At 67.2% G+C, this 18,347-nt stretch carries 21 protein-coding genes; 8 read left to right on the top strand and 13 right to left on the bottom strand.

The features are described 5' to 3' along the window. The first annotated feature begins 2 nt into the window (after window positions 1–2). Genes V3C34_RS17550 through V3C34_RS17530 form a run of 5 tightly spaced genes read left to right on the top strand, consistent with a single transcriptional unit; the run spans window position 3 to window position 5,566 of the window. Window positions 3–1,502 (top strand): SCO6880 family protein, encoded by a 1,500-nt coding sequence (locus tag V3C34_RS17550; protein WP_346008602.1) that lies wholly within the window; start codon window positions 3–5, stop codon window positions 1,500–1,502. Next, window positions 1,502–3,034 (top strand): hypothetical protein, encoded by a 1,533-nt coding sequence (locus tag V3C34_RS17545; protein ID WP_346008601.1) that lies wholly within the window; start codon window positions 1,502–1,504, stop codon window positions 3,032–3,034. Before V3C34_RS17550 ends, V3C34_RS17545 begins: the two co-directional genes overlap by 1 nt. Continuing rightward, window positions 3,024–4,733 carry a type IV secretory system conjugative DNA transfer family protein gene (locus V3C34_RS17540; RefSeq protein WP_346008600.1) on the top strand — a complete coding sequence of 570 codons (1,710 nt, stop codon included), beginning with the start codon at window positions 3,024–3,026 and terminating at the stop codon, window positions 4,731–4,733. The genes V3C34_RS17545 and V3C34_RS17540 overlap by 11 nt, the downstream gene beginning before the upstream one ends. Further along, a complete protein-coding gene (locus tag V3C34_RS17535) occupies window positions 4,730–5,161 on the top strand; it encodes a DUF4913 domain-containing protein (protein ID WP_346008599.1) in 432 nt (143 codons plus the stop codon). The genes V3C34_RS17540 and V3C34_RS17535 overlap by 4 nt, the downstream gene beginning before the upstream one ends. 30 nt (window positions 5,162–5,191) lie before the next feature. Further along, the gene (locus V3C34_RS17530; RefSeq protein ID WP_346008598.1) at window positions 5,192–5,566 is read left to right on the top strand and encodes a hypothetical protein; all 375 of its coding nucleotides are present in this window, start codon (window positions 5,192–5,194) and stop codon (window positions 5,564–5,566) included. 11 nt (window positions 5,567–5,577) lie between these two features. On the opposite strand, the gene V3C34_RS17525 is transcribed toward V3C34_RS17530, so the two are convergent. The 3 genes from V3C34_RS17525 to V3C34_RS17515 are packed head-to-tail and all read right to left on the bottom strand — an operon-like array spanning window position 5,578 to window position 8,614. Next, the gene (locus tag V3C34_RS17525) at window positions 5,578–6,657 is read right to left on the bottom strand and encodes a hypothetical protein (protein WP_346008597.1); all 1,080 of its coding nucleotides are present in this window, start codon (window positions 6,655–6,657) and stop codon (window positions 5,578–5,580) included. Next, window positions 6,654–8,315 (bottom strand): relaxase/mobilization nuclease domain-containing protein, encoded by a 1,662-nt coding sequence (locus tag V3C34_RS17520; RefSeq protein WP_346008596.1) that lies wholly within the window; start codon window positions 8,313–8,315, stop codon window positions 6,654–6,656. The genes V3C34_RS17525 and V3C34_RS17520 overlap by 4 nt, the downstream gene beginning before the upstream one ends. Continuing rightward, the gene (locus tag V3C34_RS17515; protein WP_346008595.1) at window positions 8,312–8,614 is read right to left on the bottom strand and encodes a hypothetical protein; all 303 of its coding nucleotides are present in this window, start codon (window positions 8,612–8,614) and stop codon (window positions 8,312–8,314) included. The genes V3C34_RS17520 and V3C34_RS17515 overlap by 4 nt, the downstream gene beginning before the upstream one ends. A gap of 375 nt (window positions 8,615–8,989) precedes the next feature. Between V3C34_RS17515 and V3C34_RS17510 the strand changes: the two genes are divergently transcribed. After that, window positions 8,990–9,286, top strand: coding sequence for a hypothetical protein (locus V3C34_RS17510; RefSeq protein WP_346008594.1), 297 nt, complete (start codon window positions 8,990–8,992; stop codon window positions 9,284–9,286). Between the two features lie 44 nt (window positions 9,287–9,330). Here the strand turns inward: V3C34_RS17510 and V3C34_RS17505 are convergent, their stop codons facing one another. From V3C34_RS17505 to V3C34_RS17485, 5 genes are all read right to left on the bottom strand, one after another. Continuing rightward, window positions 9,331–10,323 (bottom strand): zeta toxin family protein, encoded by a 993-nt coding sequence (locus V3C34_RS17505; RefSeq protein ID WP_346008593.1) that lies wholly within the window; start codon window positions 10,321–10,323, stop codon window positions 9,331–9,333. Continuing rightward, on the bottom strand, window positions 10,320–10,619 hold the full coding sequence (locus V3C34_RS17500) for a hypothetical protein (RefSeq protein ID WP_346008592.1): 300 nt from the start codon (window positions 10,617–10,619) through the stop codon (window positions 10,320–10,322). The genes V3C34_RS17505 and V3C34_RS17500 overlap by 4 nt, the downstream gene beginning before the upstream one ends. A 10-nt stretch (window positions 10,620–10,629) precedes the next feature. Then, window positions 10,630–11,256, bottom strand: coding sequence for a recombinase family protein (locus tag V3C34_RS17495; protein WP_346008591.1), 627 nt, complete (start codon window positions 11,254–11,256; stop codon window positions 10,630–10,632). A 291-nt stretch (window positions 11,257–11,547) separates the two neighbouring features. Then, entirely contained in the window at window positions 11,548–12,135 is a 588-nt protein-coding gene (locus tag V3C34_RS17490) for a recombinase family protein (protein ID WP_346008590.1), read from the bottom strand. Window positions 12,136–12,450: 315 nt separating this feature from the next. After that, the gene (locus V3C34_RS17485) at window positions 12,451–13,539 is read right to left on the bottom strand and encodes a DUF6414 family protein (protein WP_346008589.1); all 1,089 of its coding nucleotides are present in this window, start codon (window positions 13,537–13,539) and stop codon (window positions 12,451–12,453) included. A gap of 286 nt (window positions 13,540–13,825) precedes the next feature. On the opposite strand from V3C34_RS17485, the gene V3C34_RS17480 reads away from it, so the two are divergent. Next, window positions 13,826–14,203 (top strand): hypothetical protein, encoded by a 378-nt coding sequence (locus V3C34_RS17480; RefSeq protein WP_346008588.1) that lies wholly within the window; start codon window positions 13,826–13,828, stop codon window positions 14,201–14,203. Window positions 14,204–14,486: 283 nt separating this feature from the next. Here V3C34_RS17480 and V3C34_RS17475 read toward each other — a convergent pair whose 3' ends face one another. From V3C34_RS17475 to V3C34_RS17465, 3 genes are all read right to left on the bottom strand, one after another. Beyond that, on the bottom strand, window positions 14,487–14,942 hold the full coding sequence (locus tag V3C34_RS17475; RefSeq protein ID WP_346008587.1) for a hypothetical protein: 456 nt from the start codon (window positions 14,940–14,942) through the stop codon (window positions 14,487–14,489). Continuing rightward, window positions 14,942–15,544, bottom strand: a complete 603-nt coding sequence (locus tag V3C34_RS17470; RefSeq protein WP_346008586.1) for a winged helix-turn-helix domain-containing protein — start codon at window positions 15,542–15,544, stop codon at window positions 14,942–14,944. The genes V3C34_RS17475 and V3C34_RS17470 overlap by 1 nt, the downstream gene beginning before the upstream one ends. A 773-nt stretch (window positions 15,545–16,317) precedes the next feature. Then, on the bottom strand, window positions 16,318–16,563 hold the full coding sequence (locus tag V3C34_RS17465) for a hypothetical protein (RefSeq protein WP_346008585.1): 246 nt from the start codon (window positions 16,561–16,563) through the stop codon (window positions 16,318–16,320). Window positions 16,564–16,879: 316 nt separating this feature from the next. Here V3C34_RS17465 and V3C34_RS17460 point away from each other — a divergent pair, with 316 nt between their 5' ends. After that, entirely contained in the window at window positions 16,880–17,068 is a 189-nt protein-coding gene (locus V3C34_RS17460) for a ribbon-helix-helix protein, CopG family (protein ID WP_346008584.1), read from the top strand. A gap of 263 nt (window positions 17,069–17,331) precedes the next feature. Here V3C34_RS17460 and V3C34_RS17455 read toward each other — a convergent pair whose 3' ends face one another. Next, window positions 17,332–17,910, bottom strand: a complete 579-nt coding sequence (locus V3C34_RS17455; RefSeq protein ID WP_346008583.1) for a TlpA disulfide reductase family protein — start codon at window positions 17,908–17,910, stop codon at window positions 17,332–17,334. Window positions 17,911–18,020: 110 nt separating this feature from the next. Then, window positions 18,021–18,347: hypothetical protein (locus tag V3C34_RS17450; RefSeq protein ID WP_346008582.1), on the bottom strand; the 327-nt coding region annotated here is incomplete at its 5' end.

Genomic DNA, 18,347 nt, shown 5'->3' with positions numbered 1-18,347 from the left:
CGATGAGCGAAGCTGTGAAGTACTCGAACCTGTCCAGGCCGAAGGCCCCGGGCATCGCTGGGTTGTCCCCGGTGCAGTTCCTGACCGGGGTCGTGTGCGTGTTCGTAGCGTTGATCCTGCTGTTCTTCGTCAACTTCTGGGCCGGGCTGGGGTGGATCGTGCTGATGTTCGTGGCGATGACGCCGTGGGTGATCGGCACGATGGTCTTCGACGCCAACCCCTACGCTCGCTTGGCTCACCGAATCCGGTTCGGCCGGGCGGACCGCAAGGGCATGACGGTGCTGACGCAGGGCCCGACGGGCTTGGTCTCGCACGGAAGCTTGGATCTGCCCGGGGTGATGGCCGACTCTGAGCTGCTGGAGGCCGAGGACACCTATGGCAACCCCTTCGCGCTGATCCACCATCGGGCGGTCGACCACTTCTCCGTGGTGATCGACACCCGCCCCGAAGGGGTCGTCGGGCTGGACCAGGAGGACATCGACCGCCGCGCGGCTATGTGGGGTACGTACCTGGCAACGCTGGCGCGCCAGCGTGACCTCATCGGGGTGCAGGTCGTCATCGAGACCGTCCCCGACTCTGGCCTGCGGCTGGAGCGGGCGGCGATGGCCAACCTCGACCCCGACGCGCCGGAGTTCGCGCAGAAGGTGTTGCGCACCATCGTGGACACGGCCCCGGCAGGGTCGGCGCAGATCACGACGACAGTGACGCTGACTTTCGATGCGGCCAAGCACGACGCCAAGGGCGTTCGCGACGTCGACACGATGGCCGATGACATCGGCACGGTCCTGCCGGAGATGATCTCCAGCCTGCGACTGACCGGCGCCGGTCACTCACTGCGCGCCCGGGTCGCCTCGGACATCGTCGACGACACTCGGGTGGCGTTCGACCCGAGTGTGGCCACGGCCATCGAGAAGGCTCGCTCCGAAGGGGGCACGGGCCTGACGTGGAGCGAGGTCGGGCCGGTCTCGACACACTCGGCCAAGGACTACTACGCGCACGACGGGTCAATCTCCACGTCGATGATGATGGTCGAGCCGCCCAAGGGCGTGTTCTACACGCTGCAGCTCAAGGAGCTGCTGCAGCCCTCTGAGCGAGTGGCCCGCAAGCGGGTGGCGCTGCTCTACCGGCCGATGGACCCGGCACTGTCCGCGCAGCTCGCGGACTGGCGCGTGACGTCGGCGACGTCCAACGCCGACAGCCGGCGCAACACCGGCCCGTCTGAGCGGAAGAAGGCGGCTCTGGCCAGCGCCAAGGCCAACGCGAAGGCCGAGGCCGAGGGCGCCCCCTTCGTGCGGATCGGCCTGATCGCGACCGCCACCGTGGACGACATCGCGGACCTGCCCTCGGCGCGCTCGGCGCTGATGAACCTTTCCGGTCCTGCGCACCTGAAGTTCCGACCGTGCTGGCGGATGCACGACACGGCGTTCCTGGCGTCGATGCCCCTGGGGATCGTGCTGCCGGAGCGATCGTCCTTGCCTGGCGTGCTGAGGGAGACCATGTGATGGCAGCGTTCAAGCCCAACAGCGAGAGCGGCCTGCGGGCGGTCCTGGACACGTTCATGGGTCGATCCGGCGAGAGCGTCGATGGCCGTGGCAAGCGCGGCCGCCGGCAGGCGGGCGGTGGCTGGGCGACCATCGTCGAGCCGGCGCCGGAGTTCGAGGCGACGAGCAACCAGATCTGCGGGCTGTGGCCCTTCGCGGCCGGGTCGAGCCTGACTGTCGAGGGCGTCCCGCTGGGCCGTCACCAGGAGCGCAAGGCGCTGGTGTGCGCCGACCCGGTGACGTGGTTCATGCGCGGCATGATCCTCAACCCGTCGGCGTTCGTCCTCGGCCGGCCCGGGCTGGGGAAATCGACGCTCATCCGCCGGATGCTGACGGTCCTGTCCTCGTGGGGCGTGATCCCGATGATCCTGTCCGACCTCAAGCCCGACTACGTCGAGCTGATCAAGGCGCTGGGCGGGCAGGTCATCACCCTGGGCCGAGGCCGCTCCAACATCAACCCACTCGACCCGGGCCCTGCGGTCGCGGCCCTGCCGCGCCTGGACGAGGAGGAAGCCCGCAAGGTGCGCGCTCAGTTGGAGGGGCGCCGCCTGAACACCCTGGCGGGGCTGTGCGAGCTCGTGCGCGGTGACCGTCTCGAGGATTTCGAGATCACCGCACTTCGCGTGGCGATCCGGGTCCTCGACCCGGACCTGAGCGAGCCGCCGCTGGTCGACGACGTGCGCGAGGTCATCGAGTCGCGGCACCCGGAGATCTCCAGAGTCATCCGCGACCGAGGGGACGTGGAGCGTTTCCACGCTCGCACCGAGCGGCTGATCGACTCCCTGCAGGGCGTAGGCAGCGAAGGGCAGTTCGGCGACACGTTCGCCCGGGCGACGTCGATCCCGATGGTCCTGGACCGTCCGGTCGTCTTCGACATGTCCGAGATCGACGACACGGACACGCACATGCAGGCCGCGTTGCAGCTGGTCTCGTGGTCCTACGGCTCGGCCGCGGTGCAGGGCGCGAAGATGCTCGCTGCCGCCGGGCTGGCGCCCGAGCGGATCTACGTGCTCGTCATGGACGAGCTGTGGCGCATCCTGCGCGCGAGCCTGCAGATGGTCGACCGCATCGACGCGATCACCCGACTGAATCGCCAGCTGCTGCTGCCGCAGATCATGTGCACGCACACGATGAGCGACCTTCGCTTGGCGACCGAGGAGGCCACCGAGAAGGCGTGGGGCTTCGTCGAGCGCGCCGAGATGGTCTACCTCGGAGGGCTCGCACCCAAGGAGATGGGCAACCTCGAAGAGGTCTTCGCGATGCCCTCGAAGGAACGGCAGATGATCACGACCTGGTCGGACACCGAGAGCAACACCGAGGACGGGTCACCTCCCGGGCTGGGACTCTTCCTGCTCAAGCGAGGTTCGCGCCCGGGAATCCCCTTCCGCGTGGACCTGACCACCGAGGAGCTGGCGGTCAACGACACCAACACGCGATGGGCGTCGGTCGAGGCGGCGCGGCGCAAGGCTCGGGCGGCGCACGATGCGGCGTGAGCGGCGAGCCGGGCGGCTGAACGACCCCACCAGCGACCTAGGGCTCTACCTGCTCGGCGGGCTCTTGGCGACAGTCCTGCTGGCCGTGCTCATCGGGTGGGTCTCCGCGATGATCGCGGGCCTGTCCCCGGGTAGCAACCCGCTGGGCTGGGCGATCGACCTGGCCACGGGCGCGGCGACGTGGTCGCTGCTGGCGACCATGGTCTTTGTGGTCATTGTGGTCTGTGTCATCACTGTGGGTGTGATGGTTGCGCGTGCAGCCCTGGCCCCGAGGAAGGGGTCCACGCGGGTCGACCACCTGGCCGCGTCGATGTCGAAGCCCAAGGACTTCGAATCGCTGACGATGACGTCGCTGCGCGGCGATGCCGCACGGCTGGGTGTGGCACCGGAGTGCGGCGTCGGGGTGCCGATCGGCAAGGCCGTCAACGGCGGTACCGACCTGGGCACGTCGTGGGAGTGGACGCAGCTGTGGATCATGGGCCCGCGCGCTGGCAAGACGAGCTCCTTGTGCATCCCGCAGGTGCTGGCCACGAACGGGCCCGTGCTGGCCACGAGTAACAAGAGGGATCTGCTCGACGCCACCCGCGGCCCCCGATCGCAGGTCGGGTTGGTCCGGGTGCACGACTGCCAAGGCCTCGCGGGTACGGGCGAGCCGACGTGGTTCTGGCCGCTGCTGTCGTACGTCACCGACGTCACGCGCGCTGACCAGGTCGCGTCCCTGTTCACCGCGGCCGTGCGCGACGCGGACGCCAAGCCGGACGCCTACTTCGATCCGGCCGGCCGCACGCTCGTCTCGGCGCTGGTCCTCGCCGCCGCCAAGGGCGGCAAGACGATGCTGGACGTCTTCGACTGGGTGCGCACCCCCGACGACCGCGAGCCCGAGGATCTGCTCCTGGCCGCCGGCGAGGAGTCCTCCGCGCTGGACATCGAGTCCTTTCGCAGCAAGACCGCCAAGCAGCGTGACGGCATCTACGGCACGGCCGAGACGATGCTCTCGTGGCTGCGCAACCCGCGGGTGCGGGCATGGCTGACACCCGGCGAGGGTCGGGTGGAGTTCAAGCCTGAGGAGTTCGTGCGGTCCAAGGACACGCTCTACCTGCTCTCGAAGGAAGGACCCGGCTCGACGCGGGCGTTGACCGCGACACTGACAGTTGCGGTCACTCAGGCCGCCGAAGACCTGAGCATCGAGCAGGGCGGACGGTTGCGCCGCCCGCTGCTGTGCATGCTCGACGAGGTCGCCAACATCTGCCGCTGGCCGGAACTGCCCGACCTGTACAGCCACTATGGCTCTCGCGGGATCATCCTCGCGTCCTTCCTGCAGTCCTGGTCGCAGGGCGTGCGCGTGTTCGGCCGGCCCGGCATGAAGCAGCTGTGGGACGCCGCGAACCTTCGCGGTGTCGGTATGGGCATCGCCGATGACGAGTTCGCCGGCACGATCTCCCGGCTCGTCGGTGACCACGACAAGCGCACCCGCTCGACGTCGCAGTCGATGCGCTCAGGCTCTTCGACCTCGCACCAGCTGCGCAGGGAGAAGATCCTCGACGTCGACGACGTCTCTTCCCTGCCTCGTGGCCGCGCTGTCGTGTTCGCCTCCGGGGTTCCGGCGGTCCTGATCGAGCTGCGGCACTGGGGCACCCTGCCTCAGGCCGACCTCATCCGCGCCAGCGTCAAGCACTACGGCGAAGGGGACGCGGCATGAGCGACCTCGACTGGGCAGCGCCCGAGGAGACAGGTGGCGATTCTGCGCCGACCGCCAGCGCCGTGGAGAGTGCGTTGGCGTTCGCGTCGCTACCGGACTTCGTCGAAGGCTTCTTTGTCGAGGTCGCTGTGCGCCACCAGCAGCCGAGGCAGTGGTGCCGCAAGTGGTGGGATCACGAGGAGGCCGTGATGCGCCTGGAGGCGTTGTGGGACGCCTTCGAGGCCCTGCGCGTCGAGCCGGGCACCGGGACGGCGGTCTGGATCCGCGACTACCTCGACCCGGCCGTGGCCGCGCTGACGAATCCCGACACCACGCCCTTCAAGTTGTGCGACGCAAGGAAGGGCCAGCACGGCGTCGAGGAGCCGTGGTCCCTCGACGAGCCGCCCGAAGGCATGTTCCGGATCCACAGCACCGAGGGAGAGCGATGAGCAACCGCAAGGACGACGAGCGCGTGAGCAGTGCTCTGGAGGCCAGGCACCCGGCTGCTGGGCATCAACGTCACGCAGGTGGCCCGGTGGGTCGGCCCCGCAGCGCTCACGTTGTGGGCGATCGCGTGGTTGATCAGTCACGGCGACACCGAGACCGCACTGCCCAAGGACGTCTCCCCGCTGGAGCTGAACGACGCACTCACGCAGCAGATCAAGGACCCGTCGACCAAGATCGGCGACCTGCCCGCCGGTGAGGCGCTGCGGGCGTTGGCGGTCGTCATGGCCTCCACTCGCGACGAGGAGAGGTCCGCGGAGATCCTCCGCTTTGGACGGGCGCTGCGACGGCACTGGACCGACCGGCGCGGTGAGTCTGCCGAGTTTCATCGAGCGTTACCGAGGGCCTGACGCTGAGTAGCTCAGCGACCCAGGTCGCGGTCCGCAGTGCGCCCGGTGGTGCGCGTGTTCTTGCGGGCCTTGGGGCGGCGCTTGGCCTGAGGGCCAGCGTTCGGTGTCGACCCGAACCCACGCGCCGTGCTGGTGCGCACCTGCTGTGAGCGCGCGGGCACCCCGGCCTGCTGCATGCTCTCGGTGTCGGCTCGGCTCTCGTTGATGTTGGCGCTGGCGTGGTCCACGTCGGCTTCGGTGTTCGCCTGCACCGCCATTCCTTCGGCTTCGCGGGCGTCCACGCTCTCCTCGATCGCAAGGCCCGGGTCGTCGGCGGCGGCCTCCCTGCCGTGCTCTTCGCTGGCACGATTCTCCCAGCCGGCGGCCTCGGCACGCTCGCTGCCCTCGGCGGCACGGTCGGCTGCGGCCGCCGCGAGGTCTCCAGCGGCGTGAAAGGCCGTCTCGGTCAGCGCGGGGTCGCTCTTCTGCCGGAATCGTTCGAGGTCGACGCCCATCCGCTCGGCCAAGGTCGCCTCGAGGGCGTCGCGGGCATGCTGCGCGCCCGGCCGATCGAGGTCGGCGTTGGCCTCGTGCCAGCGCCGTTCCAGGTCATCAGTCGTCGCACGCTCTCGCCACTGGGGGTCCATCGCTTCCGTCAGCCGGTCGCCCTCCTCCCGCTCGTCGCTGGTGCCTGCCTGCGCCTGGCCCTGCGCGCCGTCCCGCTGGTGCTGGACGTGCTCACGCAGCTCCTGCGGGTCCACTCCAAACCGTCGGCGGGTCTGCTCGGACAGAGCCGCCTCGGCGGCGGCGGCCCGAGGGTCGACGTCAGCCCACGCGGCGGCGCTCGACCAGGCGGCCGCGATGGTCTCGGGGTCCGCCTGGGCGAACCGTCGTGGGTCCGCCACGGGCTCGTAGGCGCGGTGTGCCGCATCGCGCGCCACGTCGAGCTGCTCGCGGATCTGCTCGGCCCGCTCACGGCTGGCATCGGCGGCGTGACGTTCCTGCTGGGCTCGCAGGCGCGCCATCTGCTCGACTGCCTGGGAACCGAGCATCAGCGCCATGCGCATCGCTCGGGTGGCGTCGGTGGTGACCTCGTCGAAGTTCTCGCTCATCGTCCTCGCTCTTCCCCTCGTTGTGTGTCCGTCGTGGGCGTGCGTCGTGCTGGCTCCGCGCGCTTTGGCGGCGTCGTGCTCGCTGCGGCGGCCTTGCGAAGTCCGCTGCCCACTGTCTGCAGCTCGGTCCGTGCGGCAGTCTCCAGCCGCTGAGCGCGCACGTGCTCGCCCCGCGCCTTCTGCGCCGAGTGAATCGCCTGATTCACTCGGGAGAACTGCTGCCACACAGCCCACCACCCGGCGGCGTCAGACCTCGACCCGGCACGCATCAACAGGTTGACGTGCCGGCAAGCCACGCGAACCTCCTCGGCCGTCGAGTGCTGCACGTGATGGCGCGTCTGAGCGCCGCGTGCGAGCTCCTGCGTCGCTCCAGCAAGGAGCTGGTGCTGCCGACCGCCGGACCCCTGCGCGAGCTCACTGGCGACGGCTGCTGCGTCTCTGCTGGCGCGGACCCAAGCCCCCGCGTCGGTCGGTTCGAGGTGCTCGATCCGAGCCGCCCAGGTCGCCAATGCCTGCTGCGCTGCATTCCACGACGGCGACCACGACGGCGTGCTCTGCTGAGCGCTCACACCCACCTTCCCGCGCCAGACCTCCAGGGCCTCGGCGCGTTCCTGCGGGGTATCGCTCCACATCTGACGCAGCTTCGGCAACGTCAGGTCCCGGCCGAGAGACCCGGCCTTCAACCACTGCCCATCCGCGCTGTCACGGAACCGGAACGAGGCACCAACGACCTCGTCCGTGCCGCCCTTGGCGAACCGCGGCCGCACGCGCACGCCCTGGCGCAGCACGTCCGCCACAAACTGCTTCTCCGTGCCCGCGTGCACAGCCGCGGTGCGCACGATCATCGCCAGCCGCTGCCGCTCGGGAACCTCCTCCCGAGTGCCCGGCTTGGCTTGCTCCACCCGGCGCAGCTCTCCGCGGCTAGCGGCCGGCATGCCGCGCTGCTCGGCGGTGTCCTTCATCGGGCGCAGCCCATACTTCTTCTCGAGGTCGTCAGCGATCGCGCGTGACCGCATCATGCTCCGGTGCGTGTTGGCCCAACGACCGTCATCCCGCACCAGGGAGACGGCAACGTGCATGTGATCGTTGCCCGACGCGGACTTACCGTGCCGCCACGCTCCCCACCGGCAGTCCGCCTGGCCGTCGTTGCCGGCAAGCTTCATCTCTCGCATCCAGTCACTCGCGATGCGCCCCCACGTCTCATCGCTCAGCTCTCCCTCATCGGCTCGCAGCGAGAACACGACGTGCATCACGTGCGGACGATCCCAACCGCGACCGTCGTGTCGCTCGACCGCCGCGGCAGGTTCGTCGACCCGGAAATCGTCGGACATAGCGCTGCTGCGAATGCCGTCGTCTGGCGCAGAAACACCAACCTCTCCTGCCGGAACCAGTACCTGCGCCTCATCCCGGAAGAACCTCCACGACGCCTCCAGGTGGCGACCCTCCGCGCGCGCATCCTTGCTCGACAGCGTCGCATCGTCGAGCAAGGTCGCCCTCTCGCCGCGGAAGAACATCGAGGACGACCCCAGCGCGACATCACCCGCCCCCGTCGACGCGATCATCCGCTGCTCGGTGTGCTCCTCAGCCTTGCCAGGACCCCACAGGTAGGCAGCCAAGCCCGGCAAGTCTCGACCCGCCTTGGCGATCTTCACGATCACGACGAACCGCCTCGCCCGTCGTAGGAGAAACGATCGCTGAACTCGGACAAGAACCCGTCAACCTTGCGCGACCCGCGCTGCATCATCCTCAGCGCCTCGGGGATCTCCTCGGGAACCTCTCCCGTGGAGTTGGCGACCTTCGCCAACTGGTTGAGCAGTCCCGTGGCAACCGCCAGCAGCTGCCGCGTGCTCCGCAGCTCATCCACTAGCTCCGCGGTCTTTTGAGCACTCTGCGTGCCGCCAGACATCACGGCCCTCATCATCACGTTCTGCAGCGAAATTCCCTGCGCCGCCGCCATGCCAAAAAGCATCCGGTACTCATCATCCGTACACGTGACAACGACGCGGTTCCTACGCGGCTCCTGCGCATTCATGCGCCGACGCCCCGGCGCACCCTTCGCACGGGATACATCCCCTGACTCAGCCACGCAGCTCACCGCCCTTCGCCCAGCGCAGCGACCCGCCATCCGGCGGGACTCCACACCCAGTGTGGCACCGATCGATCTCGGACACGAGATCGCTCATCGAGTTATGGCACATAACTCTCCATCTTGCTTCAGATTGCGAGGCGCCGTAATTCCCTACAGGGACGGCCGTGCCTCGGAACTACGCCGGGCAAGCATGGTGCCGACGAGTGCGTGGAAATGGCGGCGGTACGTCGGTACTCTGGCCGTATGAGCACCGACATCACGCCCGAAGCAGCAGCGGCTGCGGCCCGAGACCTGCTGAATGACCGAGTCGCGATCGTTGAAGGTCTAGCCGGCACTGCATCGCGGCTGGCCCGGGCTCAGCAAAGCCTTGCGGAGGCTGAGCGCGACTACGCCAGCCAGTGGGCAGAAGCGGAGCGCGCAGGCTGGTCTGCGGCCGAGCTGCGGAAGGTCGGACTGAGTGAGCCTGGCCGAAAGCGCCCCGGACGCCCGCGCAAGGCGGTCAAGCCTGCGGCATCGGCTGGCGACACCGTCACGGCCTGAGCGCAGAACACCGCGCACGGCTGGGGCCGGGAAATTCGGAGGTTCTAGTCCCCCACTTCCCGGCCCCGCTCACGCTCACGCGGAGATGAGGCGTTAGGCCGAAGTCGAGCGGGACGCGTCCGCAAGTCCTCGGCTGTGGGGCGCGTGGGTCGGGGAGGGTGCGGGGCCGCAGCACGCGCAATAGCCAGTGCAGCCCTGGCGCTCATAAGCGGTTCGTCATGCGTCATGATCTGCGTCCAAGCTGCGCGTGCCTGTGGGTCGCTCACGGTCAGCCTTTGGTGGGCGGCGCGCATCTCCTTCACGCTCCGGGCGTAGCGGTCCATCTGATCCGGGGAGAGCGCGCGCGACATTCCCTGGTGGAGGGCCGACACGGCGCCCTCGACCCGCTGGGGCGAAGGGGGCCGGTCGCTGTGGAAGAGGGTGGACGCGTCGCGAGTGACGACCCTGATGCTGTCGACGTCGCCGCTCATGGCGACCGACTCGACCGTGCCGGGAAGACTGGCGACCGCTGCATCGTGCGCGGCTGGAGGTGTCCACCGTGCATCGTCCCCGGCGAGGACGTCACGGTAGTAACGCTCCATCGCCCCGAGCCGACTCACCTCAGGCTGCACGGCGACGACCACGGCTGCGACCCGCCGACCGTCCTTGCGGGCCGACCGGGCCGCCGCCAAGGGCACCTGAGCGTTACGCCACGTGCCCTCGATCAACACCGAGTAACCCTGATCGCGGGCGTGGTCAACGCACATCTGAATCCATCGACCCGCGGCCTGCGCGGTCACGTCAGGCATCCGAAGGGGGTCGGCCTTCAACGTCTCCGCATAGGCCGGGTGGAAGCGTCGGTACTCGTCCCCGACGATCGACACAACACTGCCGCTGGCGGCCGCGGTCGCCAAGTCCGCGGCTCGACTCTTCCCCGCACCCGGCTGGCCCCCCAGGAGCATCGTGACAGGACGCTCGGAACGCTCCGCTCGAGCGAACACGCGAGGACGGATGTCCCTCTCCCAGATGGCGCGGAGCTCGTCCTCGCCAAGGTTCACGCCGCGGCGACCTTCGGCCCCGCTCCCGCGTCGATCGCCGCCCGCCGCTCGTTCCAACGGACGATCGCGGCCGCCTGCGCCTGCCGATCGGTCGCGGCGATCTGTCGCCGCTCGTCGGCCAAGGCGAAGGACTCCCTTCGCCACGCATCGGCCTGGGCGCCGTCGCCGGCCGCGCGCGCCTTCCGCTCGGCGTCGATCAACCAGCCGTCGAGGCGAGTCCACGCCTCCGCGCACACGTCGTAGAGGACGACGTCATCCCACGTCTCGAAGTCCTGGATCTTCTGCTCGGTGCTCATGGCTTCCCCTTCATGCTGCACCCGTGGTCACGGGCAGCTCGTCGTCGGTTGCGTCGTCGTCGTAGCGGGCGAGGGACGGGACCTCTCCCCTGATGATGCGACCCACGGTCGCACGAGGCACGCCGCACGTCGCGGCGATCGTGCGCTGAGGGCTGCCCTGCGCGGCCATGGTCTTGATGAGCCGGTACTGCTCGCGGGTCACTTGCGATTGCCGGCCCAAGACCTTCCCGGCCGCGCGGGCCGCCTCCAGTCCGGCCGCGGTCCTCTCCCGGATCAAGTCGCGCTCGAACTCCGCGAGAGCGGCCATGACGTGGAACATCAGCCGGCCGCCAGCGCTCGTGGTGTCAAGGCCCTCGGTGAGGCTGCGCAGCTCCACGTGGCGGTGGCCGAGGTCGTCGACGAGGTCGACCAGGTGCGAGACCGATCGGCCGAGCCGGTCGAGCTTCCACACGGTGAGCACGTCCCCCGCCTGGAGCTCACCCAGGAGACGGTCGAGGCCGGGCCGGCTCGCCTTCGTGCCGCTCACGTGGTCGTCAACCAGGTGCGCCTCGTCGACGCCGGCCGCGAGCAGCGCGCGGCGCTGCGCGTCGACGTCCTGCGCAGTCGTCGACACTCGCATGTAGCCCCAGACCGTCATCTGCCCACATCTCCTAATTGAGGTGGCTTCTGGGCCAGCCTAACACTGAGCCAAGGTTTCTGGGCCGCCCACTACGACTGCACGAAGGGCTGTCCGCCCGCGTACCGTGTCGAGAAGCGCTCTAAATTGGAGCAACGCGATTTCTATCTAAGATACGAAGATTCTGGCTGGGCCCACTCCGCCGACGAGGCCGTGCGGCATGATGTCGCGTCCAGCCAAGGTGGTCGGCGCTACTGGCTGTCAAAGGCCGATGGCTCGTTGATATTCAGCCCTGGCGGGTATCTGGCGCGGTCAGGAGTCCTGTGACTGGGCGGTGGCGTTGTGGCGGTAGAACGTGGCGCGGGACCACCCCACGAGTCGGGCCGCGTCGGTAGCGGTGCGTCCTTTGGCGCGTGCATCGTTGACGATCGCGAGTTTCTCGGCGATCACGGCTGGTTCCACGCGGGGCCGTCCGAACTGGGTGCCGGATGCCTTGGCTGCGGCGATGCCGGCGTTCACCCGTTCTGTGATCAGCTCCCGCTCGTATTCGGCCAGGGTGGCCAGCATGTTCAGCATCAGCCGTCCACTGGTGGTGGCTGGGTCGATGCCGTCTTGGATAGAGCGGATGCCGATGTCGGACTCGCGCAGCAGGGTGACCGTGTTCAGCACGTCGATCAGTGAGCGTCCCAGCCGGTCCACTCGCCAGACCACGACAGTGTCTCCGGCGGTGGCGTACTCCAGGAGTCGGCGCATCCCTGGCCGTTGCGCTGCGTTCTTGCTGCCCGAGGTGACATCCGAGAAAACGTCCCGAGCCTCGACCCCGGCCTTGGTCAGCGCGTCCAACTGCAACTGCGCGTCCTGACTGGCCGTGCTGATTCTCGTGTACCCCAGAAGTCTCACCCACCCATCCTGCCTCAGAAACCCTTCCGGTGATGTCGTCTGAGACGTTTCTCGTCGAGACACTTTTCCGAGACACTCCTGCAGCCGCAGAACCGCCAGAGCTCGGTCCTCGGCAGCGACGTCAGATTGTGTCTCATCAACCTGTAGTTAGATGAGACTCGTCGGCGGGTTGCTGACAATCAGGTTCCGTCGCCATTGTGAAGATGCAGCGAAGATTAGAGCAAACGCGTTTGCATCTAAAGTGACCCTGAAGCTATGTGACGACTGAACTTGATAGCCACGCGAACGGTGTGATGACCTCGTCTTGGGGGTCGATTAGATGTAGATGGCAACCGGCATGACTTTGAGGCAAGGTCCTGCCACTCGAGAGTCGATGCTCAGGTCGAAGCCGAGGTCGCCGTTCTTGCCGTCGCCCTCAGTAACTTCCTGACCCCGGCCGCGCGCCATGCCCTTCCGCGCCTTCGAGGAGGCATCGCGCTGCATATCGGTAAGCACGTCCGTGTTGAGGCTGTCGAGGAGTTCATCGACGGATGCGGCGTCGAGCCGGCTGAGCACCTTGTTCCGGTCCAAGATTGGCACGTCCTCAATAAGGCCCTCCGTGACCTTGGCGAGTACTGAGAACTCGCCGTCGAGCAGTCGGTCCTCGTCCTCGACCACGAAGTGCGCGAGGTCGCACATGGTGATGGCGGTAACCCCGTCGCCCTCCTCGCCCACCTGGCCGTAGAACTCTCGGGTCTTGGCGCTTCGAAAGTCGACGCCGGTCGCGGATGCGACCGCATGGGCGAAGTCGCCGATTGCGGCCTTCTCGAGGTTCATCCTGTCGATGTATGCCAGGACGTCATCACGCGTAGCTCCACCGAAGGACTTCATCATTTTCGTGTGTTTGATGTGGACCGCGATCGCGCGCACGAGATCGGGGGTGACGATGTCCAGCAGCGCCGCGACCTGGCTGGGGTCGAAGCGGCAGGTGAACTCGACGAAGTCGCCCGGGCGTAGGTGCTTGGCGTCGGTTCGGCCGTTCAGCGGACTGACCAGCCCTTGTGTCCGAAGGGCGTCCTTGACCGCGTACAGGTAGTAGGCCTGCGTGTACTGCCAAGTGGAGGTTGAGCTGCCGGTAGTGGTCGCACCGCTTTCGTTGCGCCTGCGGAAGTCTGCGCCGATCCCGGCCTCGATGCTGGCCATGCCAGGCACTTTGCCTGTGCCTGACCCCTGTCCTGTTGCGGCCCCCTCACTCTCGGTGCGGTGGTCATCTTGTCGGGATGAAGCCGTGGACTCGTCGATGATCAGGGGCCGCTTGTACACCTGCTGCAAGATGCCCTCCACCGCGTCGCCGTTCTGGTAGACCGCCATCGTCGGACGCTCGGGCAGGCCCTTTCTGTCGTAGGCCTCGGGGTGTGCAGGCACGCGTGGCTCGTTTCGCTAGGTGATGCGGACAGCCCCATTGTGGCCGTAGGAAGCCTTCTGACCGTCGCGCGAGCGGGCCCTACATTCCGCTCGCACGTCGGAGGCGGCGCGGACTTGCCTGTTAGGCGGTGAGGGCACTTTGCCATCCTGAACTCAACATCGAGGCTCGGGCGACCGCGGTGGGTAATCCAGGGCCGGCGGAGGGGCGCGGCGTCCAGAGGTCGCCTACGTATTTTGCGCGCCCCCGCCTCCGGGAGGAACCTATGCAAAGTAGGCAGCGTGTCGTGTGCAGTGTTCGCTGCTTCTCGACACCCGTCCCGGTGTCGCATTTGACGATCGTCACTGCACACTCGTCGCGCTGTGGCTGCCACAGCCACCACTGGCGGATGGCAACCCAGTACCGTCAGACATGGCCGAAAATCATGCCCTCGTTTTTTGGAACGTCGACCTGCCCCAACTCAGCACGGCCCTCCACCCGGGAGGCATGTCAATCCTCAATATCGATCCCGATCAGATCCCTGGGATGGAGGCCTACTTCAACAGCGGTTGGAAGGTCGTCTCCCACACGGTGAGCAACTTCGACGGCCCCGCGGGCGCAAGCTTGCTGGTGTCCATGTACCTCCAGCGCGTCCTTGCCGTACCCGACGAACCTCCTGCGCAGTAGCCGTCGTCGGCTCGGAATCGGACGTCAGCGAGCCGGGCATCGTCTCCACACGCCCTGAGCCGAAGACTCTGGGATGCGGGGCTTGGTGCTGGCGTCCGTCACGGTGGCGGCCGCAGCAGCCGATCCCGCCGGGCGGCGCAATTCCGGCATGCTGCACGGATCAAATGTCACCTATCCGTGTGCAGTCCCGACCTCGAGGCGCGTCCGATCGGGCGCACGGCCGTGTTGTGCAACTCGTCGGGGTAGCCGATGTCGTGCAGCCAAGCCGCCGCGGTCAGGTGTCCTAGAACATGCCGAGGTTGGGCAGCAGTTTCTCCGCGTGCTCGATCATCTGGCGGGTGGCGGCGATCGCGTCGTGCAACTCGGCGCCTGTGACCCCGACTCCGGGGGTCGAGGGGTACTCGATCTCGTTGCGGCGCCGGCGCATCCACCCGAGATCTCGGAAGCCGTCGCCGAACTGGGCGCGCATGGCGTCCTGGACGCTCAGGTGCCCTCCAGACCGGGTCGGCCGCACGCCCTGCTGAGCGAGCAGGGCGGTGCACGCGAGCCGTGCAGCGTCGTAGACCAAGGTGAAGGCGCCCGAGGGGTCGTCGGCTGCGTTCTCCCCTGTGCGTAGCCGCGTGCGCGCCTCGTCGAGCAGTCGGCCACCGTCGGTGGCAGATCCCCGGATGGCCTCCAGTTCTCCCCGGGAGACCATCGCCTCGATGTCGCTCTCTCCGCGTGACCAGTGAGTCGCCATCACGCCACCTGCGCCGGCTCGTCGACGTGCCCCAAGGCCACGACGTAGGGCTTGCGGCGGACGTCGTCGACGAGCGGGTCCGCGCCCGAGTCTGCCCAGCTGGAGGCGGGCCGGATCACGGGGTTGACCTCGAACCCGACCCGCTCTTCGACGCGCCCGGCAGCGTCGTAGACCGCGGCACGGTCGACGTCACCAAGGACCAGGACGTCGACGTCGCCAGGCTCTTTGCCTGTGCGTCCGTGCCACCGAGCGGCCCACGAGCCGTACAGCACGACCGCGACGGCGCCCAGGCCCGCGAACTCCTCCGCGACGACCTCCAGCGGTCCGTAGGTCATCGCGACCAGTTGCGTGAGCGTGGACGTCAGTCGCCCCCGCGGGTTGGCGCGCAGCAACGTCGCACGGCCCACGCGCCGCGAGATGAAGACGCCCGCCTCGACCAGGCGGGCCACTTCGCCTGACGCGGTGCTCTGCGGGATGCCGGCCGCCCTCGCCAGCTCGGTCTGAGTGACCTCACGGTCGGGGTGGAGCAGGACCGCGGCGAGGACCTTGCCTTGGGTGTGCGATCGCAGGATCGGCAGGAGAGGCGGCGCTACACTTCGCATAACTCGATACTAACACTCATTTATCCGTTAAGAACGTATAGATCGTTGACGCGTTCGGTTTATACGGTTGGTTGACACCTAGCCGTCAAGGACTCCACTCGGGGCAGGAGGCTCGCGATGACGACGATGGTCGGCTGGTCGGCTTCCTTGATCCCGTCGAGGATGCGGCGGTCGTGGTCGTACGCACCGAGCTCGATGCCTGTCACACGGCATCGTCGAGAAGCGACTTCACCTCAGGGATCGTGAGGTTGCGGTACTCGTCGATGGGGTCACTGTCGATGGGATGCGTGCCCATCTGGCCTCCTCCCTCATCTCTGCCTTGCTCGGTTGATGGTCCGGCAGATCGTGGCGCGGTCGACGCCGTAGTCCTCAGCGAGATCTCCCACGGTGGCGTCGCCAGCCTCGTACTCCTCCAGCACCTTGAGGTGCTGCCGCTTCGAGAACTTCAGCTTGCGGCTCTGAAGCCGACGTTGTCAGCGGACCGCCCACCTGGTGCTAGTCCGGGCTCTCCGCCGCTCCGAAGTAAAAGGCTGTCGCCGCGCCACCTAGCGTGAACACAGGCGAGGCGAACAACGCCCACTCAGTCACGTCCTTGCCGATGAACCATCCGACGGCTCCCACCAGAGTCGCACCGCCGATCAGCCCCACGAAGCACATCGCAAGGGTTCGGCGAACCTTCGCGGGGTGATGCGCGGGGGCGGGGGCGGACTCAGGCGTCGGAAGGCCAAGCTTTGGCTCCGCGGACTCCTCCAGGACCTGCGTGGGTTCCGGGCTCATGCGTCGTCCGCCTCTCGCCATTGGCCGAGCTGCTGGTTGTGGGTACGGCGCACGGCCATCTCCCCCGCTCCCACAACGAAGCCGAGACCCTCTTGCGGGATCTCGGCTTCGGAAAGTTCATCGTCACACTGCAGGTCGTCCGGATGAGGCGGGGTCATCTCTCCCGGCCCCCCAAGGAAGACCACCTCATCGATGGCTGGCACCATCTGCTCGGGCAGCTCTCGGTAGAGAGTCGTCGCCACGATGTGCCTTGCCACCATGGGAGGCACCTCCTCGCGCCCGATACATGAAGTTTTCAGGGTCACTGTACTCGACCCACTCCTCTGAATCAACCAGAACTGTGCATCGCCAGCAGACAGGATGGGGGATTGATGCGTACGTCGTGCGTATGGCACGGGCGCGACTAGGGGGTTGAGACCGCTTGCCATGTTGACAAGCTGATCGGACTGGGATGAGAATGGGGCCATCACCCGGCCTGTGTTGACTTATCGGCGACATGCCTGTATACGACCTCGCACTGGCAGTGGAGAAAGGGAGACCATGACTACCCGACTCAGCGTGAACGTCAACGACGAGACCGCTGCGGCACTTCGCGATCTGGCCGCAGAAAGCGAGACCTCCGTGACGGAGATGATTCGCCGCGCCACCGGCCTCTACAAGTTTGTCCAGGATGAACTCAACTCGGGCAAGGAGCTCGAACTGGTTGACAAGGACAACAAGGCCCGCACGCGCCTTGCGGTGCTCTGACGAGACGGAGCAGCCTAGGGTCGATGCCTAGCGCCAGCCGGCGTCGGGCATCAACCCGTGCTCGCGCTCTGCGGGGGGCGCGCCCAATCTGTGCAACAAACCACGTTAGGACAGACGGCAACGAACGGGCCAGAGCGCAGATTTTCTTCTCCCGCATCACGGCGCCATCAGCACGCGACTGAACATTTGGGTGGGGCAACCCAGCCAAACGGACGTCCGATAGCGCGATCCTCGATGCGCCAAGTACCTGAGCAGGGGCGCCGTTATCGGTCTTGCTCGGCCGTTGTATCCTCGATAACCCCGACGAGGGTGTTCTTGGTCACCGGACCGAGGACGACGACAGCGATACGCCCTTCGCGGTCCAAGACGGCTGTGGACGGCGTGGCAGTCATCTTGCCCTGCATGTCGATGGACGCGGCGCCGGACTCGTCATAGACCGATGGCCACTCAAAGCCCCACGACTCGGACTGCGCGAGTCCGGTCTCCTTAGAGGACTCCCGGAAGTCGACTCCGACGAACTCCACGTCGTCCCCCGCCGTCTCCTCGTAGGCCTGGACAAGGTGCGGGGCTTCCTTTGCGCATGGCCCGCACCAGCTACCCCAGAAGTTGACCACGACCACCGACCCACGGTGGTCTGCGCTGTCCCAAGTGCTGCCCTGGATGGTCTCGCCGGACAGCTTGATCGGCTCCTGCCGCTCTGACTCCTTGATCAGATGCAAGGAGCCATCGCCTTCGCGGTACCCGACCTCCTGGGCTGCCTTCTCGGTAGCGGACTCGCCGCACGCGGCGATGCTTCCGGCCAGAACCAGCGCTCCGGCCGCCGCGAGGAGCGGTCGGACCATGCGGGCGCGAGGCGACGCCGTCATACGGGTTCCACCGGTCTGGGCGGCGCATAGGTGGAGGCGAGCGTCCGCCAGTTCGGTGACATCCGTGACTTCAGCGCCCGTGGCGATCACCGCGAGAAGCAGGTCTTGTAATCGAGGTACGCCTTCTGGAAATAGTCGTTGTGGTACTTGATAAGCGGCGAATCCCCGTAATTAGTGGTGTAAAGGTAGTCAACGTTGACCCAACTCTCGCCCACGGATAGTGAATGGATCTCATTGCCCTGGTACGCGTAGCCGACGCGTTCGCTATTCGTGCTCCACGTGTCATATATTCCGGCGGTTTGTACGACCTCGTATACCCAAACGTTGCACCCAGCATCGGTTCTGGCGGGTGCAGCTGAGACGGGTACGGCGCCCATGGACAAGCCTGCCGCTAAAGCCATGGCAGCGATACC

This window comes from Janibacter terrae (genome assembly GCF_039636765.1).
Taxonomy (GTDB): Bacteria; Actinomycetota; Actinomycetes; order Actinomycetales; family Dermatophilaceae; genus Janibacter; species Janibacter terrae.
This window is presented reverse-complemented; position numbering and strand designations above follow the sequence as displayed.

Excerpts from the sequence above, each read along its gene's own strand:
- V3C34_RS17515 (WP_346008595.1), bottom strand. The coding sequence starts at position 8,614 with ATGGCGGCGGCGCAGGGAATTTCGCTGCAGAACGTGATGATGAGGGCC.
- V3C34_RS17475 (WP_346008587.1), bottom strand. The coding sequence starts at position 14,942 with ATGGCGACTCACTGGTCACGCGGAGAGAGCGACATCGAGGCGATGGTC.
- V3C34_RS17455 (WP_346008583.1), bottom strand. The coding sequence starts at position 17,910 with ATGGTCCGACCGCTCCTCGCGGCGGCCGGAGCGCTGGTTCTGGCCGGA.
- V3C34_RS17500 (WP_346008592.1), bottom strand. The coding sequence starts at position 10,619 with ATGAGCACCGAGCAGAAGATCCAGGACTTCGAGACGTGGGATGACGTC.
- V3C34_RS17495 (WP_346008591.1), bottom strand. The coding sequence starts at position 11,256 with ATGACGGTCTGGGGCTACATGCGAGTGTCGACGACTGCGCAGGACGTC.
- V3C34_RS17535 (WP_346008599.1), top strand. The coding sequence starts at position 4,730 with ATGAGCGACCTCGACTGGGCAGCGCCCGAGGAGACAGGTGGCGATTCT.
- V3C34_RS17470 (WP_346008586.1), bottom strand. The coding sequence starts at position 15,544 with ATGCGAAGTGTAGCGCCGCCTCTCCTGCCGATCCTGCGATCGCACACC.
- V3C34_RS17545 (WP_346008601.1), top strand. The coding sequence starts at position 1,502 with ATGGCAGCGTTCAAGCCCAACAGCGAGAGCGGCCTGCGGGCGGTCCTG.
- V3C34_RS17550 (WP_346008602.1), top strand. The coding sequence starts at position 3 with ATGAGCGAAGCTGTGAAGTACTCGAACCTGTCCAGGCCGAAGGCCCCG.
- V3C34_RS17525 (WP_346008597.1), bottom strand. The coding sequence starts at position 6,657 with ATGAGCGAGAACTTCGACGAGGTCACCACCGACGCCACCCGAGCGATG.
- V3C34_RS17510 (WP_346008594.1), top strand. The coding sequence starts at position 8,990 with ATGAGCACCGACATCACGCCCGAAGCAGCAGCGGCTGCGGCCCGAGAC.
- V3C34_RS17540 (WP_346008600.1), top strand. The coding sequence starts at position 3,024 with ATGCGGCGTGAGCGGCGAGCCGGGCGGCTGAACGACCCCACCAGCGAC.